This is a genomic window from Rhabdothermincola salaria (assembly GCF_021246445.1).
GTDB lineage: Bacteria > Actinomycetota > Acidimicrobiia > Acidimicrobiales > Acidimicrobilacustridaceae > Rhabdothermincola_A > Rhabdothermincola_A salaria.
In genome coordinates this window covers 255,187-279,947 of sequence record NZ_JAJQXW010000003.1, presented here as the reverse complement: position 1 = coordinate 279,947, position 24,761 = coordinate 255,187, and the positions used below count along the sequence as shown (strand labels likewise).

24 protein-coding genes are annotated in these 24,761 nt (G+C 72.4%); 18 read left to right on the top strand and 6 right to left on the bottom strand.

All coding sequences use genetic code 11. The annotated features are described in order from the left end of the window. Positions 1-98 precede the first annotated feature (98 nt). Positions 99-755 (bottom strand): biliverdin-producing heme oxygenase, encoded by a 657-nt coding sequence (locus tag LUW87_RS14570; RefSeq protein ID WP_232671921.1) that lies wholly within the window; start codon positions 753-755, stop codon positions 99-101. Positions 756-932: 177 nt separating this feature from the next. Here LUW87_RS14570 and LUW87_RS14565 point away from each other — a divergent pair, with 177 nt between their 5' ends. The 5 genes from LUW87_RS14565 to LUW87_RS14545 all read left to right on the top strand — a co-directional run bounded on the left by LUW87_RS14565 (position 933) and on the right by LUW87_RS14545 (position 6,468). Beyond that, the gene (locus tag LUW87_RS14565; RefSeq protein WP_232671920.1) at positions 933-1,802 is read left to right on the top strand and encodes a hypothetical protein; all 870 of its coding nucleotides are present in this window, start codon (positions 933-935) and stop codon (positions 1,800-1,802) included. A gap of 1 nt (position 1,803) precedes the next feature. Further along, positions 1,804-2,802 carry a heme/hemin ABC transporter substrate-binding protein gene (locus LUW87_RS14560; RefSeq protein WP_232671919.1) on the top strand — a complete coding sequence of 333 codons (999 nt, stop codon included), beginning with the start codon at positions 1,804-1,806 and terminating at the stop codon, positions 2,800-2,802. Continuing rightward, positions 2,799-3,926 (top strand): FecCD family ABC transporter permease, encoded by a 1,128-nt coding sequence (locus LUW87_RS14555; protein WP_232671918.1) that lies wholly within the window; start codon positions 2,799-2,801, stop codon positions 3,924-3,926. Before LUW87_RS14560 ends, LUW87_RS14555 begins: the two co-directional genes overlap by 4 nt. Beyond that, the gene (locus LUW87_RS14550) at positions 3,923-4,783 is read left to right on the top strand and encodes a heme ABC transporter ATP-binding protein (RefSeq protein WP_232671917.1); all 861 of its coding nucleotides are present in this window, start codon (positions 3,923-3,925) and stop codon (positions 4,781-4,783) included. Before LUW87_RS14555 ends, LUW87_RS14550 begins: the two co-directional genes overlap by 4 nt. 125 nt (positions 4,784-4,908) lie before the next feature. After that, positions 4,909-6,468, top strand: a complete 1,560-nt coding sequence (locus LUW87_RS14545; RefSeq protein ID WP_232671916.1) for an HtaA domain-containing protein — start codon at positions 4,909-4,911, stop codon at positions 6,466-6,468. Here the strand turns inward: LUW87_RS14545 and LUW87_RS14540 are convergent. Then, the gene (locus tag LUW87_RS14540) at positions 6,425-7,063 is read right to left on the bottom strand and encodes a TetR/AcrR family transcriptional regulator (protein ID WP_232671915.1); all 639 of its coding nucleotides are present in this window, start codon (positions 7,061-7,063) and stop codon (positions 6,425-6,427) included. The genes LUW87_RS14545 and LUW87_RS14540 overlap by 44 nt on opposite strands. Position 7,064: 1 nt before the next feature. Beyond that, entirely contained in the window at positions 7,065-7,388 is a 324-nt protein-coding gene (locus tag LUW87_RS14535; protein ID WP_232671914.1) for a DUF2470 domain-containing protein, read from the bottom strand. An 88-nt stretch (positions 7,389-7,476) separates the two neighbouring features. On the opposite strand from LUW87_RS14535, the gene LUW87_RS14530 reads away from it, so the two are divergent. Genes LUW87_RS14530 through LUW87_RS14520 form a run of 3 tightly spaced genes read left to right on the top strand, consistent with a single transcriptional unit; the run spans position 7,477 to position 11,429 of the window. Beyond that, positions 7,477-8,814 carry a homoserine dehydrogenase gene (locus LUW87_RS14530; RefSeq protein ID WP_232671913.1) on the top strand — a complete coding sequence of 446 codons (1,338 nt, stop codon included), beginning with the start codon at positions 7,477-7,479 and terminating at the stop codon, positions 8,812-8,814. A 5-nt stretch (positions 8,815-8,819) separates the two neighbouring features. Further along, positions 8,820-10,214: a threonine synthase gene (gene thrC / locus LUW87_RS14525; RefSeq protein ID WP_249420454.1), complete on the top strand. Its 1,395-nt coding sequence runs from the start codon at positions 8,820-8,822 to the stop codon at positions 10,212-10,214. A gap of 30 nt (positions 10,215-10,244) precedes the next feature. Next, positions 10,245-11,429: a cofactor-independent phosphoglycerate mutase gene (locus LUW87_RS14520; protein WP_232671911.1), complete on the top strand. Its 1,185-nt coding sequence runs from the start codon at positions 10,245-10,247 to the stop codon at positions 11,427-11,429. Between the two features lie 94 nt (positions 11,430-11,523). Here the strand turns inward: LUW87_RS14520 and LUW87_RS14515 are convergent, their stop codons facing one another. Further along, entirely contained in the window at positions 11,524-12,318 is a 795-nt protein-coding gene (locus tag LUW87_RS14515) for a DUF4397 domain-containing protein (RefSeq protein WP_232671910.1), read from the bottom strand. A 479-nt stretch (positions 12,319-12,797) separates the two neighbouring features. On the opposite strand from LUW87_RS14515, the gene rho reads away from it, so the two are divergent. The 6 genes from rho to LUW87_RS14485 all read left to right on the top strand — a co-directional run bounded on the left by rho (position 12,798) and on the right by LUW87_RS14485 (position 19,123). Then, entirely contained in the window at positions 12,798-14,708 is a 1,911-nt protein-coding gene (rho, locus tag LUW87_RS14510) for a transcription termination factor Rho (RefSeq protein WP_232671909.1), read from the top strand. Between the two features lie 85 nt (positions 14,709-14,793). Further along, positions 14,794-15,003 (top strand): 50S ribosomal protein L31, encoded by a 210-nt coding sequence (rpmE, locus tag LUW87_RS14505; RefSeq protein ID WP_232671908.1) that lies wholly within the window; start codon positions 14,794-14,796, stop codon positions 15,001-15,003. 85 nt (positions 15,004-15,088) lie between these two features. Further along, positions 15,089-16,093, top strand: a complete 1,005-nt coding sequence (locus tag LUW87_RS14500; protein WP_232671907.1) for a hypothetical protein — start codon at positions 15,089-15,091, stop codon at positions 16,091-16,093. Beyond that, entirely contained in the window at positions 16,090-17,160 is a 1,071-nt protein-coding gene (prfA, locus tag LUW87_RS14495; protein WP_232671906.1) for a peptide chain release factor 1, read from the top strand. The genes LUW87_RS14500 and prfA overlap by 4 nt, the downstream gene beginning before the upstream one ends. Positions 17,161-17,168: 8 nt before the next feature. Further along, the gene (gene prmC / locus LUW87_RS14490) at positions 17,169-18,074 is read left to right on the top strand and encodes a peptide chain release factor N(5)-glutamine methyltransferase (RefSeq protein ID WP_232671905.1); all 906 of its coding nucleotides are present in this window, start codon (positions 17,169-17,171) and stop codon (positions 18,072-18,074) included. A 170-nt stretch (positions 18,075-18,244) separates the two neighbouring features. Further along, on the top strand, positions 18,245-19,123 hold the full coding sequence (locus LUW87_RS14485) for a TauD/TfdA dioxygenase family protein (protein ID WP_232671904.1): 879 nt from the start codon (positions 18,245-18,247) through the stop codon (positions 19,121-19,123). A gap of 43 nt (positions 19,124-19,166) precedes the next feature. On the opposite strand, the gene LUW87_RS14480 is transcribed toward LUW87_RS14485, so the two are convergent. After that, a complete protein-coding gene (locus LUW87_RS14480; protein ID WP_232671903.1) occupies positions 19,167-19,922 on the bottom strand; it encodes a zinc ribbon domain-containing protein in 756 nt (251 codons plus the stop codon). 68 nt (positions 19,923-19,990) lie between these two features. Further along, positions 19,991-20,893: a 1,4-dihydroxy-2-naphthoyl-CoA synthase gene (locus LUW87_RS14475; protein WP_232671902.1), complete on the bottom strand. Its 903-nt coding sequence runs from the start codon at positions 20,891-20,893 to the stop codon at positions 19,991-19,993. Between the two features lie 148 nt (positions 20,894-21,041). On the opposite strand from LUW87_RS14475, the gene LUW87_RS14470 reads away from it, so the two are divergent. The 4 genes from LUW87_RS14470 to LUW87_RS14455 are packed head-to-tail and all read left to right on the top strand — an operon-like array spanning position 21,042 to position 24,720. Beyond that, positions 21,042-21,470, top strand: a complete 429-nt coding sequence (locus LUW87_RS14470) for a cyclic nucleotide-binding domain-containing protein (protein ID WP_232671901.1) — start codon at positions 21,042-21,044, stop codon at positions 21,468-21,470. Positions 21,471-21,511: 41 nt separating this feature from the next. Next, the gene (locus LUW87_RS14465; RefSeq protein ID WP_283251147.1) at positions 21,512-22,153 is read left to right on the top strand and encodes an arsenate reductase/protein-tyrosine-phosphatase family protein; all 642 of its coding nucleotides are present in this window, start codon (positions 21,512-21,514) and stop codon (positions 22,151-22,153) included. 42 nt (positions 22,154-22,195) lie between these two features. Continuing rightward, positions 22,196-23,434, top strand: a complete 1,239-nt coding sequence (locus tag LUW87_RS14460) for a serine hydroxymethyltransferase (RefSeq protein ID WP_232671899.1) — start codon at positions 22,196-22,198, stop codon at positions 23,432-23,434. Positions 23,435-23,454: 20 nt separating this feature from the next. Next, complete coding sequence (locus LUW87_RS14455) at positions 23,455-24,720, top strand: glycosyltransferase family 4 protein (RefSeq protein WP_232671898.1); 1,266 nt, start codon at positions 23,455-23,457, stop codon at positions 24,718-24,720. Positions 24,721-24,761 lie beyond the last annotated feature (41 nt).

Sequence of the window (24,761 nt, the reverse complement as noted above, 5' to 3'; positions counted from 1 at the left end):
CCGGGGTGTCCAGCCCCCCGGCGGGCGGGCCGACCCTCGTCGACGGACCCTCACAGCCGTCGACGCGAGCTGGTCATGGGGGCGGGTACCCCTCGGACTCAGGCGAGCTCGGCCAGGACGTCGGTGTTGAGGCGGTAGGCGAGCAGCACCTCGTCGATGATGCGGGCCTTCTCCGGCTCGGTCCAGGGCGTGGCGTCGAGCCGGAGGCGGTACTGCTGCTTGAACGCCTTGGGGTCGACGCGGTCGAAGACGTAGAAGCTGGTGCCGGCGTGGTCGGCGATGTCGTAGGTGCGCTCGACGACCCGCCGGATGACCTGACCACCGGAGAGGTCGCCCATGTAGCGCACGTAGTGGTGGGCCACATAGGCGCCGGGGTCGGTGGCGGCCACGTCGCGGAGGCGGCCGCAGTAGGCGGCCGTGGCAGGCGTGGGCTCGATGCTGGATCGCCATCCGCGGCCCAAGAGGGCGTCGAGGTCGGCGTGCAGAGCCGGGAGGCGGTACAGCTCCGGGAAGACGAAGCGGGACCCGATGGGATCGTCGGCCATGCGCTGCGAGGCCGCCTCCAGGTCCCGGTAGGCGAAGTACTGCTGGGCGACGAGCCGGGCGTAGGCCGCCCGGTCGAGCCGCCCGGCCATGAGGTCCTGCATGTACCGGGAGTGCTCGGCGTGCTCGTGGACCTCCCAGGAAGCGGCCTTCACCGCCTCGGAGAACGCTGCCGTCGCGCCGTCGGTTCGATCCTGCTCGGTCGTGGACACGGTGTGCTCCTCCCCGCCGCCCGGCGGTGGTCGTCCAGGCCGTGGCGGTGACATCCGACCCGGGGGCCTGCTTGCCACCGCTCACCCATCGCTGGTTAGCTGTGTTGGCATCGGATGTTAGGCAGACCTATTACGAGCTGTCACGTCCGTGTCGCACGGGCAGGAGGAGGACCGGCGATGCGCACCGCACCGCAGAAGTCGACCACGAGACGCGAAGGCGTCGCAGCCCGCCGATCCGCTCTCGCCAGGCGGGGGCTGCTGGGCGTCGCCGTGGTCCTGGTGGCGATCGGGGCCTTCGCCGTCGGACCCTCCGCCGAGCCCGCGTCGGCCCAGGGCTGCGGCCCCGTGCTGACGGTGTCGAAGTCCCAGGGCCTCGACCCGAACGGCGAGACGGTCACCGTCACGGGCTCGTGCTTCGACGTGAACAAGGGGATCTACGTCGCCTTCTGCGTCGTCCCCCCGCCCGGGTCGCCGCCGTCGCCGTGTGGCGGCGGCGTGGCCGTGGAGGGCTCCGGCGGTCTCTCGCACTGGATCTCGTCGAACCCGCCGCCCTATGCGCAGGGGCTGACCGTCCCCTACGGACCGGGCGGATCGTTCTCGGTCACGCTGCGCCCGTCCGCCATGCTCAACCCCGACGTCGACTGCCGGGTGGTGCAGTGCGCCATCTCCACCCGCAACGACCACACCCGGGCCAGCGACCGCGGCCAGGACGGCATCGTGCCGGTGAGCTTCGCCGCCCCGGTCGCCCCTCCGGCGACGGAACCCCCGGCTGCCGTTCCGCCCGAGACCGTGCCGGAGACGGTCCCCGAGACGACGACCACCACGGTGCCGCCGGAGACCACCACGACCACCGAGGCCACCACCACCACCACCGGGGTCGAGGAGCGCTTCGACGAGGAGGCCGAGCTGGCTTCCGCCGACGGTGAGGGCAGCGGCGGACCAGGGGCCGGTGCGTGGGTCGGCATCGTCGTGGTCCTGGTGCTCCTCGCGGGGGGCGGCGCCGCGTTGGTCCTGCGCCGCCGGGACTCGTCGGCAGAGGCGTCCTGAGATGCGCCGCCACCGGTGCCGTCGCCTCTTCGCCGTGGCCGCGCTGCTCCTCGCGGTCACGCTCGGAGCCTCGGCGTGCGGTGCGGCCACCTCGATCGGGACCCCGGAAGGCGACGGGGTGGAGCTCTCGCCGGTCGCCACCGCGCCCACGCCCGTCCTTCCCGCCGAGGTCCGTTCCGCCGATGGCACCATCGTCACCGTCACCGACGCCTCTCGCATCCTGCCGTTGTGGGGCAACCTCTCCGAGATCGTGTTCGCCCTCGGCCTCGGCGACCGCGTCGTGGGGCGAGACGTGTCGGCCACCTTCCCCGGCACGGAGGACCTCCCGATCGTCACCCGGGCCCACGACGTGAGCACCGAATCGGTGCTGTCGCTCGAGCCGACGGTGGTGCTGGCCCAGACCGACACCGGTCCACCCGAAGCCCTCGACCAGATCCGCGCCGCCGGCATCGCAGTGGTGGTGCTCGAGATGCCGATGAGCATCGACGACATCACGCCGCGCATCCGCACCATCGCCGAGGCGCTGGGCGTGCCCGCCGCCGGGGAAGACCTCGTCGACCGGACCGAGCGGGAGATCGCCGACGCCCGCGACACCATCCCGGAAGGCTCCGAGCCCCTGGTCGCCTTCTTGTACCTGCGCGGCCAGGCAGGCGTGTACCTGCTCGGCGGAGAGGGGTCGGGTGCCGATTCGATGATCGCCGCAGCCGGCGGAGAGGACGCCGGCCGCGCCATCGGCCTCGACCGACCGTTCACCCCGATCACCAGCGAGGCCATGGTCGAGGCCGCGCCGGACGTGATCCTGCTCACCGGCAGCGGCCTCGAGTCGGTCGGCGGCATCGACGAGCTCCTGGCCATGCCCGGGATCGCCCAGACACCCGCCGCCGCGAGCCGGCGGGTGGTGACCGTCGAGGACGGCATCCTCTACAGCTTCGGCTCGCGCACCCCGCTCGCCCTCGCCGAGCTCATCGAGGCGATCCACACCGACGGATCGGCATCGTGACCGACCTGGCCGAGGCGCCGCCCGGGACCTCCGCCGAGCTGCCGGGCGGCTCCGACGGCGACGACCTCGAGGACGTCGTCGCCGCGACTCGGCCACTCCTGCACGGCCCCGTCCTCCTCGGCCTCCTGTCGCTGGCTCTCCTCGCCATGTCGGTGGCCGCTGCGGCCATCGGGTCGTTCCCGGTGTCGCCGCTCGAGGTGCTCTCCTCGGTGCTCGACCGCGTGGGACTCCAGGTGGGCACCGCCCCCACGGGCGTCGCCGAGTCGGTGCTCTGGGAGGTCCGCTTCCCGCGTGTCGCCCTCGCCGTGCTCGTGGGCGCCGCCCTGGGCTGTGCCGGCGCGGCCATGCAGGGCACCTTCGCCAACCCCCTCGCCGAGCCCGGCATCGTCGGGGTCTCCTCCGGAGCGGCCATGGGCGCGGTGGCCTCCATCGTGGTGGGCTTCACGGTGTTGGGGAACTGGAGCCTCAGCCTGGCCGCCTTCGTCGGCGGTCTGCTCACCGTCGTGGTGGTCTACCTGGCCTCTCGGGCCAACGGGCGCACCGAGGTGGTCACCCTGATCCTCACCGGCATCGCGGTGAACGCGCTCACCGGTGCGGTCATGGGGCTGCTCACCTACTTCTCCACCGACGCCCAGCTGCGCAGCATCACCTTCTGGCAGCTCGGCAGCGTGGCCCAGGCCACCTGGCCCAAGGTGGCGGCGGTGGCCCCGTTGGCGCTGTTGGGGGTGGTGCTGGCCGTCACCAAGGCCCACCAGCTCGACCTGCTCTCTCTGGGAGAGCGCTCGGCCCGTCACCTCGGCGTCGACGTCGAACGCCTCCGTGTGCAGATGCTGGTGATCGTGGCCGTGCTCACCGCCGCCGCGGTGGCGGTGTCGGGGATCGTCCTCTTCGTCGGCCTGGTCGTCCCCCACCTCGTGCGCATGGTCGCGGGGCCCTCCCACCGGTTGTTGCTGGTGGCGTCGGCCCTGGGTGGCGCCGTCATCGTCGTCGGCGCCGACCTGGCGGCGCGCACGGTGGCCGCCCCGGCTGAGGTGCCGCTCGGCGTGCTGACCGCGCTGGTGGGCAGCCCCTTCTTCTTCTGGCTGCTGCGTCGCACCCGGGCCCGCCAGGGCGGCTGGGCGTGACGGCCCTCCTGGCCCGGCTGGCCGGCGGAGGGCGCGGTCGCCGAGACAGGGACCTGGTGCCCGAGCGGGTGGGCCGGGGCGGGTCCCTGGTGGTGGCCCGATCCCTGCGCGTCGACCTCGGGGGCACCACGATCCTGCACGACGCATCGCTCGACGTCCGGGCCGGAGAGCTGGTGGCGCTGGTGGGCCCCAACGGCGCCGGCAAGTCCACGCTCCTCGGGGCGCTGGCCGGCGACGTGGCCGTGGTCGGTGGGGTCGTCGAGCTCGACGGGCGCGCCATCTCGGCGATGCCGCCGGGTGAGCTGGCCCGGCGTCGGGCGGTGTTGCTCCAGCAGGTGGCGGTCGCCTTCCCGTTCCGGGTCGTGGACGTGGTCCGGATGGGTCGGGCCCCGTGGGCCGGCCTGGGGGACGACGACCGCGACGACGCCGTGGTCCGGGCGGCCTTGGCCACGACCGACACGTCCCATCTGGCGGCGCGCACCTTCCCCACCCTCTCGGGTGGCGAGCGGGCCCGGGTGGCCCTGGCCCGGGTGCTGGCCCAGCAGGCCCAGTTGGTCCTGCTCGACGAACCCACCGCCGCGCTGGACCTGCACCACCAGGAGCTGGTGCTGGAGACGGCACGGCAGCGCGCCGACGCCGGCGACGGGGTGGTGGTGGTGTTGCACGACCTGGGGCTGGCGGCGGCCCACGCCGACCGGGTGGTGGTGGTCGCCGGTGGACACGTGGTGGCCGATGGCCCGCCCGCCGAGGTGCTCACGCCCACGCGCCTGGGGGCGGTGTACGACCACGACATCGAGGTCCTCCGCCACCCCGAGACCGGCGCTCTGCTCGTGCTTCCTCGCCGCGCTCTCCGCTGAGGCGATCGGGCCCGCCACGACGGTGGACCCGTCTTGCGCTCGTCGCCCGTGACTGCGTACCCTGACGCAGCGTAGTAGGCATACCTAATAACCTTGTGAAGGTTGTCCGACCCTCGAGGAGCGACATGGACACCGACGACACCTCCCAGCGGAGGTCCCCCACCAGAACGACGCGGCGAGCACTGTTGGCGTTCGTCGTGCTCGCCGCCGCGGCGATCGTGGCCAGCCCGGTGAGCGCCGACGACACGCCGGTGTGGGAGCCCGCGCTGTCGGTGTCGAAGACGACGGATCTGGACCGTGACGGGGAGACGGTGACGGTGACGGGCGCCGGGTTCGACCCGGCGGCCAACATCGGTTCTCGGCCGCCGGCGAACGGTCAGCCGGCCGGCGTGTACGTGGCGTTCGGCAAGTTCGCCGATGACTGGCGGCCATCGGAAGGGGCCGCCTCGTCGAGCCGTGAGGTGATCGCGCAGAGGTGGGCCGCCCCGGCCGCGCTGGCACCGGTCCTGTCGCCGACCGGGAGCTACGTGGAGCTGGCTCCCGACGGCACGTTCACCGCCCAGCTCCCGGTCGAGATGGCCGACGCCGTGGCCGGCAACTACGGCGTGTACACGTACCCGGCCAGCGGCGCGACCAACCCCGCCCAGGAGCTGTACGTCCCCATGTCGTTCGCGTCGGAGCCGACGCCGACCACGTCGACCACCGTCCCACCGCCCACGTCGACCACCGTCCCGCCGACCACGTCGACCACGTCGACCACCGTCCCGCCGACCACGTCCACCACCGTCCCGCCGACCACCGTCCCGCCGACCACGTCCACCACCGTCGCACCGACCCCGACCACGCCTCCCCCGACCATGCCTCCCACCACCGCCGCACCCACGGGGCCGCTGCAGATCGTGGGTGGCCACCTCGACTGGGGCGTCAAGGCCTCGTTCCACAGCTACGTCACCGGGGGCATCGCCCAGGGCTCGATCGCGACGACCGGCGGCGCCAGCACCAACCCCGACGGCACCTTCCGCTTCCCGGCCCAGCCGGGCGTGGGTGAGGTCGCCCCCGACGGCCAGCGCGTCGACGCCGGCTTCGGCGGAGCCGTGCGCTTCACCGGTCACGGCGGACAGCTCGACCTGCAGCTCTCCGACATCCGGGTCGACGTCGACGGTGTCACCGGTGTGCTCGTGGCCGACGTCGAGAGCACCCCGCTGGCCCCCGGCGCGCTCGGTGCCACGGTGCCCTCGTCGTTCACCTCGCTCCAGGCCGCCGAGGTCCACGACGACGTCGTGCTGGCCACCCTCAGCGTCGCGGGCACGCCCGGTCGGGTGGCCGCCACCGTGACCTGGCCCGCCATCGCCGCCAGCCTCACCGAGGCCGGGGTACCGGCGTTCTCGGACTTCTACGCCGCCGGTGACGCCCTGGATCCGCTCACCGTCGTGCTCGAGCTGAGCTCGGTGCCCGACGTCGCCGAAGGCCGGCCCACGACGGATGGCACCACCGGCGGGGTCACCGGCGTCGGCGGGGGAGCGACTCCCGTCGGTGTCGCCACCGGCACCCTGCCCTACACCGGCTCGGACTCGTCCGCCCTGTGGTGGACCGCCGCCGCCCTGCTGCTCGGGGGTGCCGGCGTGGCCGGTACGGCTGCGATCAGGCGCCGGGCCGAGGTGCGACCCGGCGGGGACGACCGCTAGGGCCCAGCCGGACCCCCAGGGCCCGCAGTACGAACGTGGTCGTGACCTCGATGCTCTCGGTGAGGGCATCGGGGTCACGGTCCTCGGCTGCGCCGCGGTCGATGCACGCGGTCACCAGCGGCATGGCGCCCTCGACGTCGTCGTCGGGCAGGTACCCCTCGGCGACGGCCTCGCGCAGGACCTGGCGCAGGATGCCCTCGAGCACGACCGCGTGCTGCGCGACCCGCTGGTAGGCCGCCGGAGAGATGGCCACGCGCAGGTCACGGCCCGGCGGGAGGTGGTGGCTGGCGAAGTAGCGCAGTTGCGACGCGATGAGCGCGCGCAGCCGGTCGACGGGGTTGTCGATCTCTTCGAGCTCGGCTCGCAGGGCCCCCGCGTAGGCGGTCGACTCGTGGTCGGCATAGGCCACCACCAAGGCGTCCTTGTCCGAGAAGTAGTTGTAGACCGATGTCCGCGACACCCCGGCCCGGGCCGCCACGTCGGCGAGGCTGATGGCGTCGTAGCCCTGCTCGTAGAGGAGCTCGGCGAAGGCGCCGAACAGCGCCTCACGACCCGCCTGGCGGGCGGAGTCCGGCGCGCCTGCCCCGCGTGGCACCTCAGTGCTCTTCGGCGGCGGGTCGCTCGATGCCCAGGGCCGCGCAGGCCCGCTCGTGCAGCTCGACGACGGCCACTCGCACCTGGGGGCGCTCGGTGATCCGTTCGGGCCACTCGATGCGCACCGCCGCGTCGCCGTCGGGGCCGGTGACCACGAAGTCGATGCCGTCGCCGTCGACCCCGGTCATCGTCGCGGTCTCGGCGTCCGGACGTCCGCCGAGACCCTGGCAGATGCGCACGTTGTCGTCGGCGTGGTCGTCGTTCATGTGGCGAGCGATGGCCTCCACGACCTCGGGCGGGAACGTCGGGGTGTCGGCGGTGGGCATGGCGCCCGAGGATAGGACGGCAAGCGGCCCTGCTCGTCGGCGGACGCCACGTCGGGCACCGGCCGGCGGCGCCGGTAGCCTCTCGCCGGTGAACGGACCCGTCGTGAAGGTCGGGGTGCTCGGATGCGGCACCGTCGGCTCATCGCTCATCAACCTCGTGGCCCGTCAGGGCGACTTCATCGAGTCCCGCACCGGCCTGCGCCTGGAGATCGCCCGGGTGGCGGTGCGCGACATGGGCAAGGCTCGCGAAGTCGACCTCCCCCCGGAGGTCTTCACCGGTGAGCCCGCCGCCATCGTGGCCGATCCCGACATCGACGTGATCGTCGAGGTGATGGGCGGTGTGGTGCCGGCCCAAGACCTGGTCCTGTCGGCCATCGCCGCCGGCAAGCCGGTCGTCACCGCCAACAAGGAGCTGTTGGCCGCGGTCGGGCCGGAGGTGTTCGCCGCCGCCGAACACGCCAAGGTCGACCTGTTGTTCGAGGCCGCCGTCGCCGGGGGCATCCCCTTCGTACGGCCGTTGCGCGAGTCGCTGCTGGGCGAGCCGGTGTTCCGGGTGCTCGGCATCATGAACGGCACCACCAACTACATCCTCACTCGGATGACCGAGGCGGGAGCCGACTACACCGAGGCGCTCGCCGAGGCCCAGGAGCTGGGGTTCGCCGAGGCCGATCCCACCGCCGACGTCGACGGCTTCGACGCCGGGGCCAAGATCGCCATCGTGGCCTCGCTGGCCTTCGGGGCCCGGGTGCGGGCCTCCGATGTCGATTGCGAGGGCATCCGCGGCATCACCGCCGATGACATCGCCTTCGCCGGCCGGCACGGCTTCGTCGTGAAGCTCCTCTCGGTGGCCGAGCGCTTCAGCGGCCCCGAAGGCAACCGCATCGTCGCCCGGGTGCACCCGGCCTTCGTGCCCGACACCCACCCGTTGGCCTCGGTGCGCGAGAGCTTCAACGCCATCTTCGTGCAGGGCAAGTCCGTCGGCGACCTCATGTTCTACGGGCGCGGGGCGGGTGGCGGCCCCACCGCCAGCGCCCTGCTCGGCGACCTCATCGACGCCGCGTCCAATCGCCAGCGCAACAACCACGCCAGCCTCGGCAGCTTCAGCGACATGCCCCTGCGGCCGGTCGACGAGCTCACCTCGGCGTTCTACGTGAGCATCGAGACCGCCGACCGGCCGGGCGTGCTGGCCGCCGTCGCCGGGGCCTTCAGCGACCACGGGGTCTCCATCGCCTCCATGGAGCAGGAAGCCCCGACGACCGACCCGACCGCCCCGCCGGTACGAGGGCAGGCCCGACTCGAGTTCGTCACCCATCTGGCCCGCGAGCGCGACCTCACCCAGACCCTGCAGGAGCTGTCCGACCTCGACATCGTGCTCAAGGTGGGCAGCGTGATCCGCGTCCTCAGTGACGAGAGCGGCTTCCGGTGAGCCCTCTGCACTACGTCTCCACCAGAGGGGCGGCACCCGAGCTCGACTTCGCCGATGTCCTCCTCGCCGGGCTGGCCCGCGACGGCGGGCTCTACGTGCCCGCGTCCTGGCCGACGCTGCCCGACGGCTCGCTCGAGCGGTTCGCCTCCATGTCGTACGCCGACGTTGCCGTCGAGGTGATGTGGCCCTTCGTCGAGGGCTCGATCGACGCCGACGTGTTCGCCGACATCGTCGCCGCGGCCTACGCCACCTTCGACGCGGCCGAGGTCGTGCCCCTCACCGACCTGGGCGACGGCCTCTGGCTGGCCGAGCTCTTCCACGGCCCCACGCTGGCCTTCAAGGACGTCGCCCTGCAGCTGGTGGGCCGGTTGTTCGACCACGTGCTGGGCCAGCGGGGCGAGCGCGTCACCATCGTCGGGGCGACATCGGGCGACACCGGTTCGGCGGCCATCGACGCCTGTCGCGACCGGGCCGCCATCGACATCTTCGTCCTGCACCCCCACGAGCGGGTCTCGGAGGTGCAGCGCCGCCAGATGACCACGGTGCTGGCCGACAACGTGCACAACTTGGCGGTGCGGGGCACGTTCGACGACTGCCAGGACCTGGTGAAGGCGTTGTTCGCCGACACCGAATTCCGTGATCGCCGCCACCTCTCCGCGGTGAACTCCATCAACTGGGCCCGGGTGATGGCCCAGATCGTCTACTACGTCACCACTGCCGCTCGCCTCGGGGCGGGCGGCAGCCGGCCGGTGGCGTTCTCGGTGCCCACCGGGAACTTCGGCAACGTGTTCGCCGGGTACGCCGCCCAGCGCATGGGCGTGCCCATCAGCCAGTTCGTGGTGGCCTCCAACCGCAACGACATCCTCACCCAGTTCCTGACCACCGGGGCGATGACCATCGGCGAGGTCCACCCCACCCTCAGCCCGAGCATGGACATCCAGGTCTCGTCCAACCTCGAGCGGCTCCTGTTCGAGCTGTTCGGCCGCGACGGCACGGCGGTGGCCGAGCTCATGTCGCGCTTCCGGGCCGAGGGCACCGTCGCCCTCGAACCAGACCGACTCGACCTGCTGAGCGAGCACTGGACCGGTACCCGGGTCGACGACGAGGGCACCACCAGGACCATCCGCGCGCTCCACGAGCGCACCGGGCTGTTCGTCGATCCCCACACCGCGGTCGGCCTGGCGGCGGCCGAACAGTCCCGCCGCGACGCCGACGTGCCCATGGTGGTGCTGGCCACCGCCCACCCGGCCAAGTTCCCCGACGCCGTCGAGGCGGCCACGGGCGTGCGCCCGCCGTTGCCGACGCACCTGGCCGACCTCTTCGATCGCCCCGAGCGCTACGACGTGGTCGATGACGACGTCGCCGTGGTCCGCGACGTCATCGACGACACGCTCGGCTGAGTCGGCCCCCGTAGGGGCTCACCGGGTTCGATGCCCCGGCCGGAGCGGCGTTGGGCCATCATCGAGGTCATGAAGTACGTGGTCTGCGTCCCCGACGGTTGTGCCGACGAGCCGGTGGCCGAGCTCGGAGGGCGCACGCCCCTCGAAGCGGCCGACCTGCCCAACCTGCGGGCGCTGGCCGCCCGCGGCGAGGTGGGGCGGGCGGCGGTGATCCCGGACGGGTTCCCTCCTGGCTCCGACGTCGGCAACATGTCGATCTTCGGATACGACCCGGCCCGCTACCACACCGGTCGCGCCCCCATCGAGGCGGCCGCCCTCGGCTTGAAGCTCGAGTCCGACCAGGTCGCCTACCGCTGCAACCTCGTGACCATCGGCGACGACGGGACCATGGTCGACTTCGCCGGCGGCCATCCCTCCACCGAGGAGGCCGCGGCGGTCGTCGAGTCGTTGCAGGCCGAGCTGGGGGGCGACGGCGTGTCGTTCCACCCCGGCGTGCAGTACCGCCACATCGTGGTGGCCCCCAAGGACTGGGTGGAGGCGGAGTGCACGCCTCCCCACGACCTCACCGGCCAGGCCGCCGTGTGGCCCACCGGGCCGGCCGCGCCCTCGCTGCAGCGGCTCATGGACGCCTCTCGCGCCATCGTGGGCCCCTCGCCCATCGGGGCCAACCAGATCTGGCTCTGGGGCCAGGGGTTCCAGCCCCAGATGCCCTCCTTCGCCGAGACCTACGGTCTCGACGCCGCCCTCGTGACCGCCGTCGACCTGGTGCGAGGGCTCGGCGTGCTCACCGACGTGCGGGCGGTCGACCTGCCCACGGCGACGGGCTGGTACGACACCGACTACGAGGGCAAGCGCGACTGCGCTCTCGAGGCTCTGGCCGGCGGGGCGGACCTGTTCATCCTCCACGTCGAGGCGAGCGACGAGGCCGGCCATGCCGGGGACGTCGAGGAGAAGGTGAAGGCTCTGGAGAACTGGGATCGTCGCATCCTGGCCGACCTCGTCCCGGGGCTCGACGCCATGGGACCGTGGCGGCTCCTGCTCCTGCCCGACCACGCCACCCCGTTGGCCACCCGCACCCACACCTCCGAGCCGGTGCCGTACCTGCTCGTCGACTCCGCCGTCGACGGAGCAGGCGGCACGTACAGCGAGTCGGGGGTCGAGGGGCTCGAGCCGGTTCCGGGCCACGAGCTCATGGCCCGCCTGATCCGGTCCTGACCGAGGCGGTCGACGCGCGGCAGAGGCCCGGCCGATGGCCGGGCCTCTGCGCGTGCCGGTCGGAGACCGGCGTCGACGGCGGGTGCCGAAGGGGTCAGCCGGTCACCGAGGGGACAGCGGCCACGGGAGCGGCATGGCTCGGAGCCGGGGCGGGCGCCGGGGCCGGAGCCGGAGCCGGGGTGACGGGGACGTCGAGCACCTGCTGGACCAGCCCGAGCGGGAAGTCGACGTTGCTCGCCGATCCCACCGCGTAGACGATGACGTTCTTGGCGGCCGGGATCTCGACGCTGCCAGGGGAGAGGGCGGGCAGCGGCGTGCCGTCGGTGAGCTGGACGGCGATGTCGTAGGTGCCGGCGGGCAGCACGGCCGAGGCCTGGGCGCCGGGGGCCAGGTCGGGGATGGCCACCTCGCCGTTCACCAGGACCTGCACGGCCGGGGCGTCGGCGGTGTGGCGCACGGTCACGCGGGACGAGCCCTCGGCCACCTCGCTCAGGTCGTTGGCGAAGGCCTGGAGGTTCGGGGTGCCTCCCTGGACGTTGGCCACGACCGACAGGTCGGCGCCGCCCGGGACGTCGAGGGTCTGGTCGATCACCTGGTTGGCGGGCACGGTCGGGTCGTCACCGGTGGCCACGACCACGACAGGGAGGGGGCCTTCGGGGATGGGGAGCGGACCGGCGGTGGCGCCCGGCTGGAAGTCGGTGAGGATCCGGTTGGCCTCGGCCGTGCCGCCGGCATAGACGTCGACGGGGACGCCGGGGATGCCGTGCACGATGTACACCTGGGAGTCGACGGCCGAGGCCCGGCCCACCCCGAAGGTGGGGATGGCCACGGCGATGGCGGCGAGGAGGGCGAAGGCGACGACGAGCGGCCTCCGGCGGATCGTGGTCATCGGTGGTGGTTCTCCTTGGGTCCCGTCCGGGAGTCGAGGCCACGGCGGCCTCTGGCGCCCTCCCGGGCAATTACCACTGATCGAGTGGTCGGCGGTTCTACGGCGCCGGGTCCGAGGGTGGATGACGAAGAGGTCCGAGATCGCCGTCGGTCCTCCTCGTCGACGGCCCGAAGGGGCGGGATCCGGCGTCGCCGACCCTCGAGCCGTCCCGGAACGCACCGGGGAGGACGGCAGGGGTTGCCCGGCGCCACCCCCCACCGGTACGGTTGGCCCGCCCGTCGACCGCCGACGGTGCTCCCCGAGCGCCCGACCGGTCGCCTCGGCGACGGCACACCGCACGTCCCGGACCGCTCCACCCGAGCGCACGACCGTGCGGTACCCGGCCCCGGCAGCCGCCGGCGCGGCGCTCCCGACCGACTCGTCGTCTCGACGAGCGCGAGCGGCCCAAGCCCTTCTCCCCACACGAGGTCCACACAGACATGAGCGCGGAGTCCCAGCAGCTCGAACGATCGGCGCTCGCCCGCAAGGACCGAGACGAGCTCATGACCATCGCCACGGCGTTGGGCGGCAAGCCCGGCTCGCGAGCCAAGAAGGCCGACATCGTCGACCTCATCCTCGAGCTGACAGGTGTCACCGAGGACCAGTCCGTCCCCGACGAGGCGAGCGAGACGCCGGCGTCGGTGTCGGCGAAGGACTCGTCCGCGAAGGGGACGTCGCGGGCAGGCTCCGAGAAGGCGGTGCCCGCGACGGACGGCGAGGCGGCCGCCCCCGACGAGGCGACGAGCTCGCAGGAGGCGCAGAGCGAGGACGCGGCGCCGCGGTCGCGTCGTTCGCGCCGTTCCAAGGCGGCCACCGAGGAGGCCGCCGCGTCGTCGGACACGTCGGGGACCTCCGAGAGCCGAGCGGCCTCATCGTCGCGGGGCCGTGGCCAGCAGGCCGGTGCCGGCCGGGCCGCGTCGAGCAGCGAGGACTCGGCCGACACCGCCGGTGGCTCGCGTGATCGCGCCGACGAGACCACCTCCGCCGGTCGTGGCGACACGGCCCGGAGCACCGACGACCAGGCGGGCGACGACCGAGCGGGCAGAGACCGAGCCGGCCCCGACCAGGCGGGCAACGTTCAGGCCGGCCACGATCAGGCCGGCAACGAGGGTGAGTCCGGCAGCCGCCGGCGCCGCCGCCGGGGCCGTGACCGTGGCGGAGACCGTGGTGAGCGAGGCGAGCGCAACGATCGTGGGGATCGGGGCGACGAGCCCTTCTCCGGTGAGCCGCTCGAGGCGGAGGGCTTCCTCGATCTGCGGGACGAGGGCTACGGCTTCATCCGCGTCCGGGGGTATCTCCCCAGCCGCGACGACGTCTACGTGTCGGTCAAGCAGGCCCGTCAGTTCTCGCTGCGGCCCGGTGACCTGATCAAGGGCACCAGCCGTCCGGCGACCCGCAGCGAGAAGAACCCGGCGCTGCTGCGCATCGAGTCGGTCAACGGCGTGGACCTCGACGCGGCCCGCCAGCGTCGCCGCTTCGAGGACCTCACGCCGTTGTTCCCGGACGAGCGGCTCCGCCTCGAACGGACGTCGAGCCCCTACGACATGACGGCCCGCATCATCGACCTCATCTGCCCCATCGGCAAGGGCCAGCGGGGGCTCATCGTGTCGCCGCCCAAGGCGGGCAAGACGACGGTCATGAAGCAGATCGCCAAGGCGATCGAGGCCAATGACCCGGAGGTGCACCTGATGGTGCTCCTCGTGGACGAGCGCCCCGAAGAGGTCACCGACATGCGTCGTTCGGTGAACGGCGAGGTGGTGGCGTCGACCTTCGACCGGCCCGTCGAGGAGCACACGGCCGTCGCCGAGCTCGCCATCGAGCGGGCCAAGCGCCTGGTCGAGGAGGGCAAGGACGTGGTGGTGATCCTCGACGGCATCACTCGCCTGGCCCGCGCCTACAACCTGGCCGCCCCCGGTACCGGTCGGGTGATGAGCGGAGGCATCGACACCGCCGCGCTCTACCCGCCCAAGAAGTTCTTCGGTGCCGCCCGCAACCTCGAAGAGGGTGGGTCCCTCACCATCCTCGCCACGGCGCTGGTCGAGACCGGCTCCAAGATGGACGAGGTCATCTTCGAGGAGTTCAAGGGCACGGGGAACATGGAGCTCCGCCTCGATCGACGCCTGGCCGAGCGGCGGATCTACCCGGCGATCGACGTCGACGGATCCTCGACCCGTCACGAGGAGCTCCTCTTCGAGCGCAAGCAGCTCGACAAGGTCTGGAAGCTGCGTCGGGTGCTGAGCGGCCTCGCCGCGGAGTCCGGCCGCGGTGGCGCCGGCCTCGAGATGCTCGTCGACCGCCTGGGCCAGTTCAAGACCAACGAGGCCTTCCTCGACGAGCTCGGCAAGGCCTGAGACCCGGTCCCCACACCCGTCGGATTGCGATTCCAGCTCGCGACCGGCACACTTGACAGTCCGTTCTTTCCCTCCGGAGTGCGCCATGAAGGCCGACATCCATCCCGACTACGCCGAAGCCACGGTGAAGTGCTCGTGTGGCAACACGTTCACGACGCGATCCACCAGGTCCGAGCTCACCTCGGAGCTCTGCAGTGAGTGCCACCCCTTCTACACGGGCAAGCAGAAGCTGGTGGACACCGGCGGGCGCATCGAGAAGTTCGAGAAGCGCTACGGCAAGCGCCGCGGCAAGTAGCACCGGTCCGCTCGCGGCCACTCGTCCCAAGGGGCCAGCCGTCTCCCTCGACCCGGAACAGCGTTCTCGCCTGCTCGCAGCCAAGTTGCGGGCGCTCATCTCCGACGCCATCGACCCGGCCCCGACGGACGACGTCGTCCCCGGGACCTTCCCCGGGGGGGCGACCCTGCGCGCCGGCGAACGGGGCTGGGTCATGCTCGACGAACGGCCCGGTGCCGGGCTCGGCCGAGCGCTGGTCTGGGCCCGACGGGAGCGACTCGGCGAGCTGCACCTCATCGTCGACGACGTCGAGGCGGCCGGGGTGCTCGCTCGCCGCGCCGAGCTGTTCGGTCGTCCACCTCGGGTGTGGCAGGTGGAGGGACGCTCCATCCGTCCGGCCGAACCGGTCGACCCGCCACCGGCCCTCGAGCCGCCGGCCATCGCCCGCGAGCAGGTGGCGTTGCTGCACGGTGCGGGGGTCGAGGTCGTCGTCGAGCGGGGCGAGATCCGCGGCGAGGTCCTCGGACTCGAGGTGGCTCGGGTCGTCGTCGACGACCGCGACGCCACCGGGGAAACGACGGCTCGCATCGAGGTGGGCGTCGGGCGACACGACCGCGAGGCCTTCGCCATGCTCCACGGCGAGGTCCCGACCGCCGAGGCCCTGGCCGGGGTGGTCGACCAGGTGCGACGCCACCGCGCCAGCGACGCCGAGGCGCACCCGCTCGGACGCCTGGCCGCCGAGCGGTGGCTGCGTTCGATCGTCATGGCCGACCCCGCCGCCGTCGGGGCCCGCCAACTGGCGCCGGCTGAGCCCACCATCGCCCGCGACGGGGTCAAGGACGTGGCGCCCGCCGTCGCGTTCGGCGACGACCCCGACGGCACGCCCGTCGTGGTGGCCTGCTCGGTGGGGATCGACCTCGACCTGGTGCCCGCGGCTGCCGATGCCCGCCAGGCGCTCCAGCCGGAGGCCCGCCTCGTCGTCGTGGTCCCCGAGCGAGACGCCCACCCGGTGACCCGCCGGTTGGTCGACGACCTCGCCCGTCCGGCCGAGCTCCACCCCGTGCCCGGCGACTGGCGCCACGGCCTGCGCGGCCGGCCCCGGCCCCGATGAGCCTCGTCGACCGCCTCGACGGCCTCGAGCGCGAGCTGGCCGAGGTCGAGCGATCTCTCGCCGACCCGGCGATCATCGCCGACCAGCGCCGCTACGCGGAGCTGAGCCGCCGCTATCGGGAGCTCGGCGGTCTCGTCGACCGTCTGCGTGAGCTGCGTCAGGCCTCGGCCGACCTGGCCACGGCCCGGGAGATGTACGGCGACGCCGACGGCGACGACCGAGTCATGCTCCGCGACGAGATCGACGCCGCCGAGGCGGCCATCGCCCGCCTCGACGAAGAGGTGAAGCTCCTGTTGCTGCCGAGCGATCCCAACGCCGGGCGCAACGTCATCGTCGAGGTGCGCGGGGCCGAGGGCGGTGAGGAGGCGAACCTCTTCGCCCGGGACCTGTTCGAGATGTACCGCGCCTTCGCCGCCCGCATGGGCTGGAGGTTCGAGATCATGGACGCCCAGGAGTCGGACCTCGGTGGCTACAGCGACATCACCTTCCGTCTGGCCGGCGACGGCGTCTGGACCCGCATGAAGCACGAGGGCGGCCCCCATCGGGTGCAGCGGGTCCCGGTGACCGAGAGCCAGGGCCGCATCCACACCTCGTCGGCCACCGTCACCGTGCTCCCCGAGGCCGACGAGGTCGACGTCGCCATCGACCCCAACGACCTGCGCATCGACGTCTACCGCTCCTCGGGGCCGGGAGGGCAGTCGGTCAACACCACCGATTCGGCGGTGCGCATCACCCACCTGCCCACGGGCGTGGTGGTGGCCATGCAGGACGAGAAGAGCCAGATCCAGAACCGCGAGAAGGCGCTGCGCGTGCTGCGCAGCCGGTTGCTGCAGGCCGAGCAGGAACGCCAGGCGTCGGAGGCGTCGGGCGCCCGTCGCGCCCAGGTCGGCGGCGGCGGCCGCTCCGAGAAGGTGCGCACCTACAACTTCAAGGAGAACCGGGTCACGGACCACCGCATCGGGCTCACCCTCTACAAGCTCGACAAGGTGCTGGCGGGGGAGCTCGACGAGGTGGTCGACGCGCTCGTGGGCGACGAGCGCGCCGCGCAGCTGGCCGAGCACGACTGAGGGCATCGATGGCCGGGGCCCCCGAGGGAACCGTCTCGTGGCGACAGCTGAGGGCCGAGGCCCGGCGCCGTCTCGCCGACGCCGGGCCGGCCGACAGCGACCCGGTCCTCGACGCCCGGTGCATCGTGGAGCGGGCCTCCGGGTTCGAAGGCGCCGAGCTGGTGCTCGGGCTCGACGAGCCCGCCACCGAACGAGGTGTGCACTTCTTCGACCTCATGCTCGAGCGTCGCCTCCGCGGGGAGCCGTTGCAGTACGTGCTCGGTCGCTGGGGCTTCCGCACCCTCGATCTGTTCGTCGACGCTCGGGTGCTCATCCCCCGGCCGGAGACCGAGACGGTCGTGGACGTGGCGCTGGCCGAGCTCGATCGGTCCATCCCGGCGGCCCGGCACGAGGGCCGGACGCCGTGCGTCGTCGACCTGGGCACCGGCTCGGGGGCCATCGCCTTGTCGGTGGCCGTCGAGCGCCGCACGGTGGAGGTCTGGGCCACCGATGCCTCGTCCGAGGCCCTCGAGGTGGCCCGCGCCAACCTCGCCGGCCTGGGCGCGGCCGCGGCCCGGATCCGGCTGACCGAAGGATCGTGGTTCGAGGCGCTGCCCACTGACCTGGCCGGCACCGTCGACCTCCTCGTGTCGAACCCGCCCTACGTCGCCGACGGCGACGAGTTGCCGGCGGTCGTGCGCGACTGGGAGCCGGCGGGTGCGTTGTTCGCCGGATCCGACGGTCTCGACGACATCCGCCACATCGTGGCCGACGCACCCCGGTGGCTGGCCGCCGAGGGGTCGCTGGTGGTGGAGCTGGCCCCCGACCAGGCCGACGTGGCGCTGGCCCTGGCGTCGGCGGCCGGACTGGTCGAGGCACGGATCGCAGTCGACCTGGCGGGGCGGGCCCGAGCTCTGGTCGCTCGCCGTTCCTGATCGGATCCGCCTCGCGGGACACCGACCCCGACGGCTGTGGGACGATGCCCTGCGGATCTGTCGCACTCGAGCGCCACCGTGAAGGCGGTCGACCGCGACACCTTCGCGGTGAGGGTGCCACCCGTCTCGGCGGGAGGCACCGGCGTTCGGAGAGGTGAGGGGGAAGGTCGATGACGCAGACCGAGGGCCGTACGGCACCGGCGGTCCACGTGCAGGTGCACTCCACGGGTGGCGCCCTCGGCGCCGAGGTCCACGGGCTCGACCTGCGCTCGATCGACGACCGCGGGTTCGAGACGGTGCGATCGTTGTTGCTCGACCACCTGGTGCTGTTCTTCCCCGGCCAGGATCTCACCCCCGACGAGCACGTGGCCTTCGCCACCCGCTTCGGTGAGGCCGAGATCCACCCGTTCATCCCGAAGCTCGACGACGACCACCCCGAGATCGTGGTGCTGCGGGCCGACGACGGCTACGTGGCCGACGTGTGGCACACCGACGTCACCTTCGATGCCTCGCCGCCGCTCTGCTCGGTGCTGCAGGCCCACACCATGCCCCGCTCCGGTGGCGACACGATGTGGTCGAACCAGTACCTGGCGTACGAGCGCCTGGCGGAACCGATGCGGGCGATGCTCGACGGGCTCACCGCGATCCACAGCGCCGCCAACTACGGCCACCCCGAACGACAGGCCGAGCACCCGGTCGTTCGCCGGCACCCCGAGACCGGCCGACCGTGCCTGTTCGTGAACCGACAGTTCACCCGACGCATCCCGCAGCTGGGCCGCGACGAGAGCGAGGCCCTGCTGGCCTTCCTCTTCGACTGGAGCAGCCAACCGCACTTCACCTGCCGGTACTCGTGGGCGCCGGGCACGATCGGGCTGTGGGACAACCGCTGCACCCAGCACCTCGCCGTGAACGACTTCGAGGAGCCGCGCATGATCAGTCGGGTCACGATCCTGGGCGACGTCCCCGAGGCGGCCTTCGGCGCGCCCCGGTGGGAGCCACACCAGCCGCGGCGCACCTCCGCCGCCGCCTCCGGGCTCGACCGGGCCTGATCGTCGAACCGGCGACGCCGGCCGGCCAGCCCGACCGGCGCGCCTACACGAAGGTGAACCCGTTGACCAGGCGGGAGAACTGGGGATGGTCCGGGTAGATCGATCGGCTCTGCAGGATCACGAGCTGCTCCCCCCGGCGGATCAACAGGGCCTCGGCCGTGGCCCGTTCGTCACCCTGGCGCAGGTCGGTGATGGTGACCCGACGAGCCGGGAGCCCCTGGAAGCTGGCCTCCTCGTTGCTCGACGTCGGGCCGCCCACCTGCTGGGCCCAGGCCTCACCGGCCGAGGCCAGTGACTGCTCGATCTGCTCGTCCTCGGGTGCGGGCACGGTGGTCCACAGGATCGAGAGCTCGGTGTCGGGGGTCGTGGACGTGCCGCCCAGGCGGGAGATCCACTGGCGGGCGGAGCCCGTGTCGGCGGTGGGGAAGGCGAGGGACTCCTCCGTGCGGTCGACGGGCAGCTCGCCCTCCCACGAACCCGAGGGCTCCTCGAACGACGTCCAGCCGTCGCTCGGCGACTGCCCGACGAGCGGGAGCTTGTTGCGGGCGTCGGACAGCCACTGAGGCCCTTCGACCACACCGAAGGCGAGGGCCAGCACCCCGAGTCCGACGACGGCGAACACGGCGATGAGGACCAGGCCCGACAGCCGGGCGCTGCGCATGACCTCGCTGCCCGGCTGGGGCATGGTGAGAGGCCGCTCCGAGGTCTCGCGCAGGTCCTGGCCGCAGATGCGGCACTTGCGGGCCTCGCCGTCGTTCTTGGCCCCGCAGGCGGGGCAGCGCACCTTCGTCGTCGCCATGGCTCAATGGTCGGCCGGTCGAGGCCCCGACGTGAGCAAGATCAGAGATTCCCGCCCGGCGAGCGCCATCAGTACATCCAGGGGAACGAGGACCAGTCGGGGTCGCGCTTCTCGAGGAAGCTGTCGCGGCCCTCGGCGGCCTCGTCGGTCCCGTACGCCAGCCGGGTGGCCTCACCGGCGAAGACCTGCTGGCCCATGAGGCCGTCGTCGACGAGGTTGAAGGCGAACTTCAACATGCGCTGCGCGGTGGGGCTCTTGGCGTTGATCATGCGCCCCCACTCCAGCGCGGTGGCTTCGAGCTCGGTGTGGGGGACCACCTCGTTGACGGCACCCATCCGGTGCATCTGGTCGGCCGTGTACTCGCGGCCGAGGAAGAAGATCTCCCGGGCGAACTTCTGGCCCACCTGGCGGGCCAGGTAGGCGGACCCGTAGCCCCCGTCGAAGCTGGCCACGTCGGCGTCGGTCTGTTTGAAGCGGGCGTGCTCGGCGCTGGCCAGGGTGAGGTCGCAGACCACGTGCAGCGAGTGGCCGCCGCCGGCGGCCCAGCCGGGCACGACGCAGACCACGACCTTGGGCATGGTGCGGATGAGGCGCTGCACCTCGAGGATGTGGAGGCGTCCGGCCCGCCCGGGGTCGATGGACTCGGCGGTCTCGCCCTCGGCGTACCTGTAGCCGTCGCGACCCCGGATGCGCTGGTCGCCACCCGAGCAGAACGCCCAGCCGCCGTCGCGGGGGGAGGGGCCGTTGCCGGTCAGCAGCACACAGCCCACGTCGGTGCTCTGACGGGCGTGGTCGAGCACCCGGTAGAGCTCGTCGACGGTGTGGGGGCGGAAGGCGTTGCGGATCTCGGGTCGGTCGAAGGCCACTCGCACCGTGCCGTGCCCGACGGCACGGTGGTAGGTGATGTCGGTGAGGCCCTCGAAGCCGTTGACGGGCCGCCAGGCCTGGGGGTCGAAGAGCTCGGAGACCATGGGGGGCGAGGCTAGTGCTGCGTCCGGGAGCGCTCGTGGGCTCGGCACCGCCGCGGCCCGGGATCCCAGCCCGTGCGACCCCGGGCGCGCCTACGATCGGCCCCGGTCGCTGACGGCAGGGTCAGCGGGCACGAGCCGGGGGGCGCGGGTGGTGCGACGACGGGAACGAGCCGTGGACGGGGCGGCACGGTTGCGAGGGGTCGAGTTCTTCGCCGGCTTCTCCGAGGACGAGCTCGACCGGGTGTCCCGGCTGGCCGACGACCTGCAGGCCGAGAGCGGCGCTCTGCTGACCGAGCAGGGCCGGGTGGGCCAGGAGTGCTTCGTCATCGTCGACGGCCAGGCCAGCGTGTACGTGGGCGACGACTTCGTCGCCACGGTGGGTCCGGGCACCATGGTGGGCGAGATGGCGCTGCTCGAGCACCGCCCGAGAGCGGCGACGGTGGTGGCCGACACCCCGATGCGGATGTTGGCCTTCGACACGAAGCGGTTCCGCACCCTGCTCGACGAGATGCCCAAGGCGGGGGAGCGGGTCAACGCGCTGCTGGCCGCCCGGATCCGGGCCAACCGCGCCCGCTGACGCCCCGGGTCCCACCTCGAAAGGCGCGCCGGTGCCGTCGGATGGGTGTCCGAGAGGGAACGACCAGGGGGGCCGGGCCTACAATCGCCCTCATCGACGTCCTCTGTGTCTGCACCGGCAACGTGTGCCGTTCCCCCATGCTCGAGGTCATGCTCGACGCCGCGCTGCGCGCCCGTGGCGTCGACGCACGCGTCCACTCTGCCGGTGTGTGGGAGCCCGGGCACGCCGCCTCGGCCCACTCGGCGAGCGAGGTCGCCGACCGAGGCCTCGACCTCAGCGGGCACCGGTCCCGGGTCATCGACACCGATCTGGTGGAGCGGGCCGACCTCGTGCTGGCTCTCGCTCGCGAGCACGTGCGGGAGGTCGCCGGGCTGGTGCCCGCCGCATTCGGACGCACCTTCACCATCAAAGAGCTCGTGCGCCGGGGTCGAGAGGTCGGTCCCCGCGCCGAGGGCGAGTCGCTGGCGGACTGGCTGGCGGCGGTCGGGCGCGGTCGCACCGCGGCCACCTACCTGCGCGCCGACCCCGACGACGACGTCGCCGACCCCATCGGCGGACCCCGATCCCAGTACGCCCGTACCGCCGTCGAGCTCGAGTCGCTGGCGCTGGCGCTGGCCTCGCTGCTCGATCCGCCGGCGCTCGAGTCGTTGTCGCTCGACTTCGGTTCCGCCCACCCCTCGTGACCCTGCGCCTGCGAGCGCACCCCCAACCAGGAGCTCGTGCCCATGTGGCCTGCCGACGACGACCGTGAACTGTTCGACCTCATCGACGCCGAGGTCGAACGCCAGAACACCACGCTGCAGCTCATCGCCTCGGAGAACTTCACCTCTCCTGCGGTGATGCGGGCCACCGGTTCGGTGCTCACCAACAAGTACAGCGAGGGGTACCCGGGCAAGCGGTACTACGGCGGCAACCTGGTGGTCGACGAGGTCGAGGACCTGGCCCGCGATCGGGTCAAGGCCCTCTTCGGCGCCGACCACGCCAACGTCCAGCCCCACTCGGGGGCCAACGCCAACCTCGGCGTCTACCTGGCCCTGCTCGAGGCCGGCGACACCGTCATGGGCCTGAGCCTCGACCACGGCGGCCACCTCACCCACGGCTCGCCGGTCAACATCTCGGGCCGCTTCTACGACTTCGTGGCCTACGGCGTCACCCCCTCGGACGAGCGCCTCGACTACGACCAGATGCGCGACCTCGCCGTCGAGGCCCGCCCCAAGATGATCATCGCCGGGGCCACCGCCTACCCGCGCATCATCGATCCCGAGCCGCTGCGCACCATCGCCGACGAGGTCGGCGCGCTGTTGATGTTCGACGCCGCCCACATCGCCGGGCTCATCGCCGGCGGGGCGCACCCCAATCCGGTGCCCTACTGCGACGTGGTCACCTTCACCACCCACAAGACCCTCCGAGGCCCCCGTGGGGGCTGCATCCTGAGCACGGCCGAACACGCCGCCGCCATCGACAAGGCGATGTTCCCGGGTCTGCAGGGCGGCCCCCTCGAGCACGCCATCGCCGCCAAGGCCGTGGCCTTCCGCGAGGCCTCGCAACCAGAGTTCGGGACCTATGCGGCGCAGATCGTGCGCAACGCCCAGGCGCTCTCCGCGGCGCTGGCGGCCGAGGGCTTCCGCCTGGTCTCGGGCGGCACCGACAACCACCTCCTGCTCGTCGACCTGCGCACCTTCGACGCCGACCTCACGGGCAAGGAGGCCCAGGCGTCGCTCGACCAGGCCGGCATCACCCTCAACAAGAACACCGTACCGAACGACCCCCGCTCCCCGTTCGTCACCAGCGGGGTGCGCATCGGCACGCCGGCGGTCACGACCCAGGGCATGACCGAGCCCGAGATGGCCCAGATCGCCGGGCTCATCGCCCGGGCCCTGCGCCACAGGGGCGACGATGCCGAGCTGGCCGCCGTGCGGGACGACGTGGCCACGCTGTGCTCCAAGTTCACGCCCTACAGCTGAGCCGGCCGGTCGTCTGACTCGTGCCCGAGCTCGACGCGTACCTGGTGGTGCTGGCCGTCGTGGCCGTCACCACCTTCGCGTCCCTCTTCGTGGTCCGGCGCGTGGCCGTGCGCATCGGCGCCGTCGTGCGCCCCGACGAGCGGAGGGTGCACGACCGCCCGACGCCCACCCTCGGTGGTGTGGCCATGCTGGTGGGCCTGCTGGTGGGGATGGGCACGGCCTGGGCGATGGGCGACTTCGCGACCGTGTTCCGGGCCAGCACCGAGCCGGTCGGGTTGGTGCTCGCCGCAGTGATCATGCTCGTCGTCGGGGTGGTCGACGACCTCCGTGAGGTGTCGGCGCCGGCCAAGCTGGCGGGCATGGTGCTGCCGGCCAGCGTGCTGGTCATCTCCGGCATCGCCATCTTGGTGCTGCGCATCCCGTTCCTCGGGGTCTTCGTGCTGTCCACCGACTGGTCCTACCTGCTGTCGGTGCTCTGGGTCGTGGGCATGGCCAACGCCATCAACCTGATCGACGGCCTCGACGGGCTCGCCGGCGGCATCGTGGCCATCGCCGCCGGCAGCTTCTTCCTGTACTCCCTGCAGCTCAGCGATCAGGGCCTGTTGCCCGACGGCAACATCGGCCCGCTGATCGCCGTGCTCGTCCTGGGCATGTGCGTCGGCTTCCTCCCCCACAACGTCCACCCGGCGCGGATCTTCATGGGCGACGGCGGCGCGCTCCTCCTCGGGCTGTTGCTGGCGGCGTCGACGATGGTGGTCGGCGGGCGCATCGACCAGCAGTTCAGCGGCCAGTCGTTCTTCTTCTTCGCTCCGCTGCTCATCCCGCTGGTCATCCTCGGGGTGCCCGTGCTCGACACGCTCTACGCCATCGTTCGCCGAGCCACGAAGCGCTCGGGCATCGCCGAGGCCGACAAGGGCCACCTCCACCATCGCCTCATGCGCCTGGGCCACGGGCACCGCCGCAGCGTGTTCATCCTGTGGGCGTGGACGGCGCTGCTCTCGGGCTTCGTGCTCTATCCCACCTACACCGGCACCGGCGATGCCATCGTCCCCATCGGCATCGCCGCCATCTTGCTGTCCCTCTTCACCATCTTGCACCCCGTGGCCCGGGGTCGCCGTCGAGCAGGTGCCGGCACCGATGCTCCGGCGACCGACGAGGGGCCCGAACCGACGACCGACGGCGACCGGCAGCACCCCGACGACGACCAGCCGGTGGTGGGTCCCTTCGCCCACCGGCCGAGGTCGACGCCGGCCGACCCCGCTCCCCGCGACGGTGGCGCCCACTGAAGTTGCGGGCTCGGCGGGCCCCCAACTAGTTTGCGAAACGC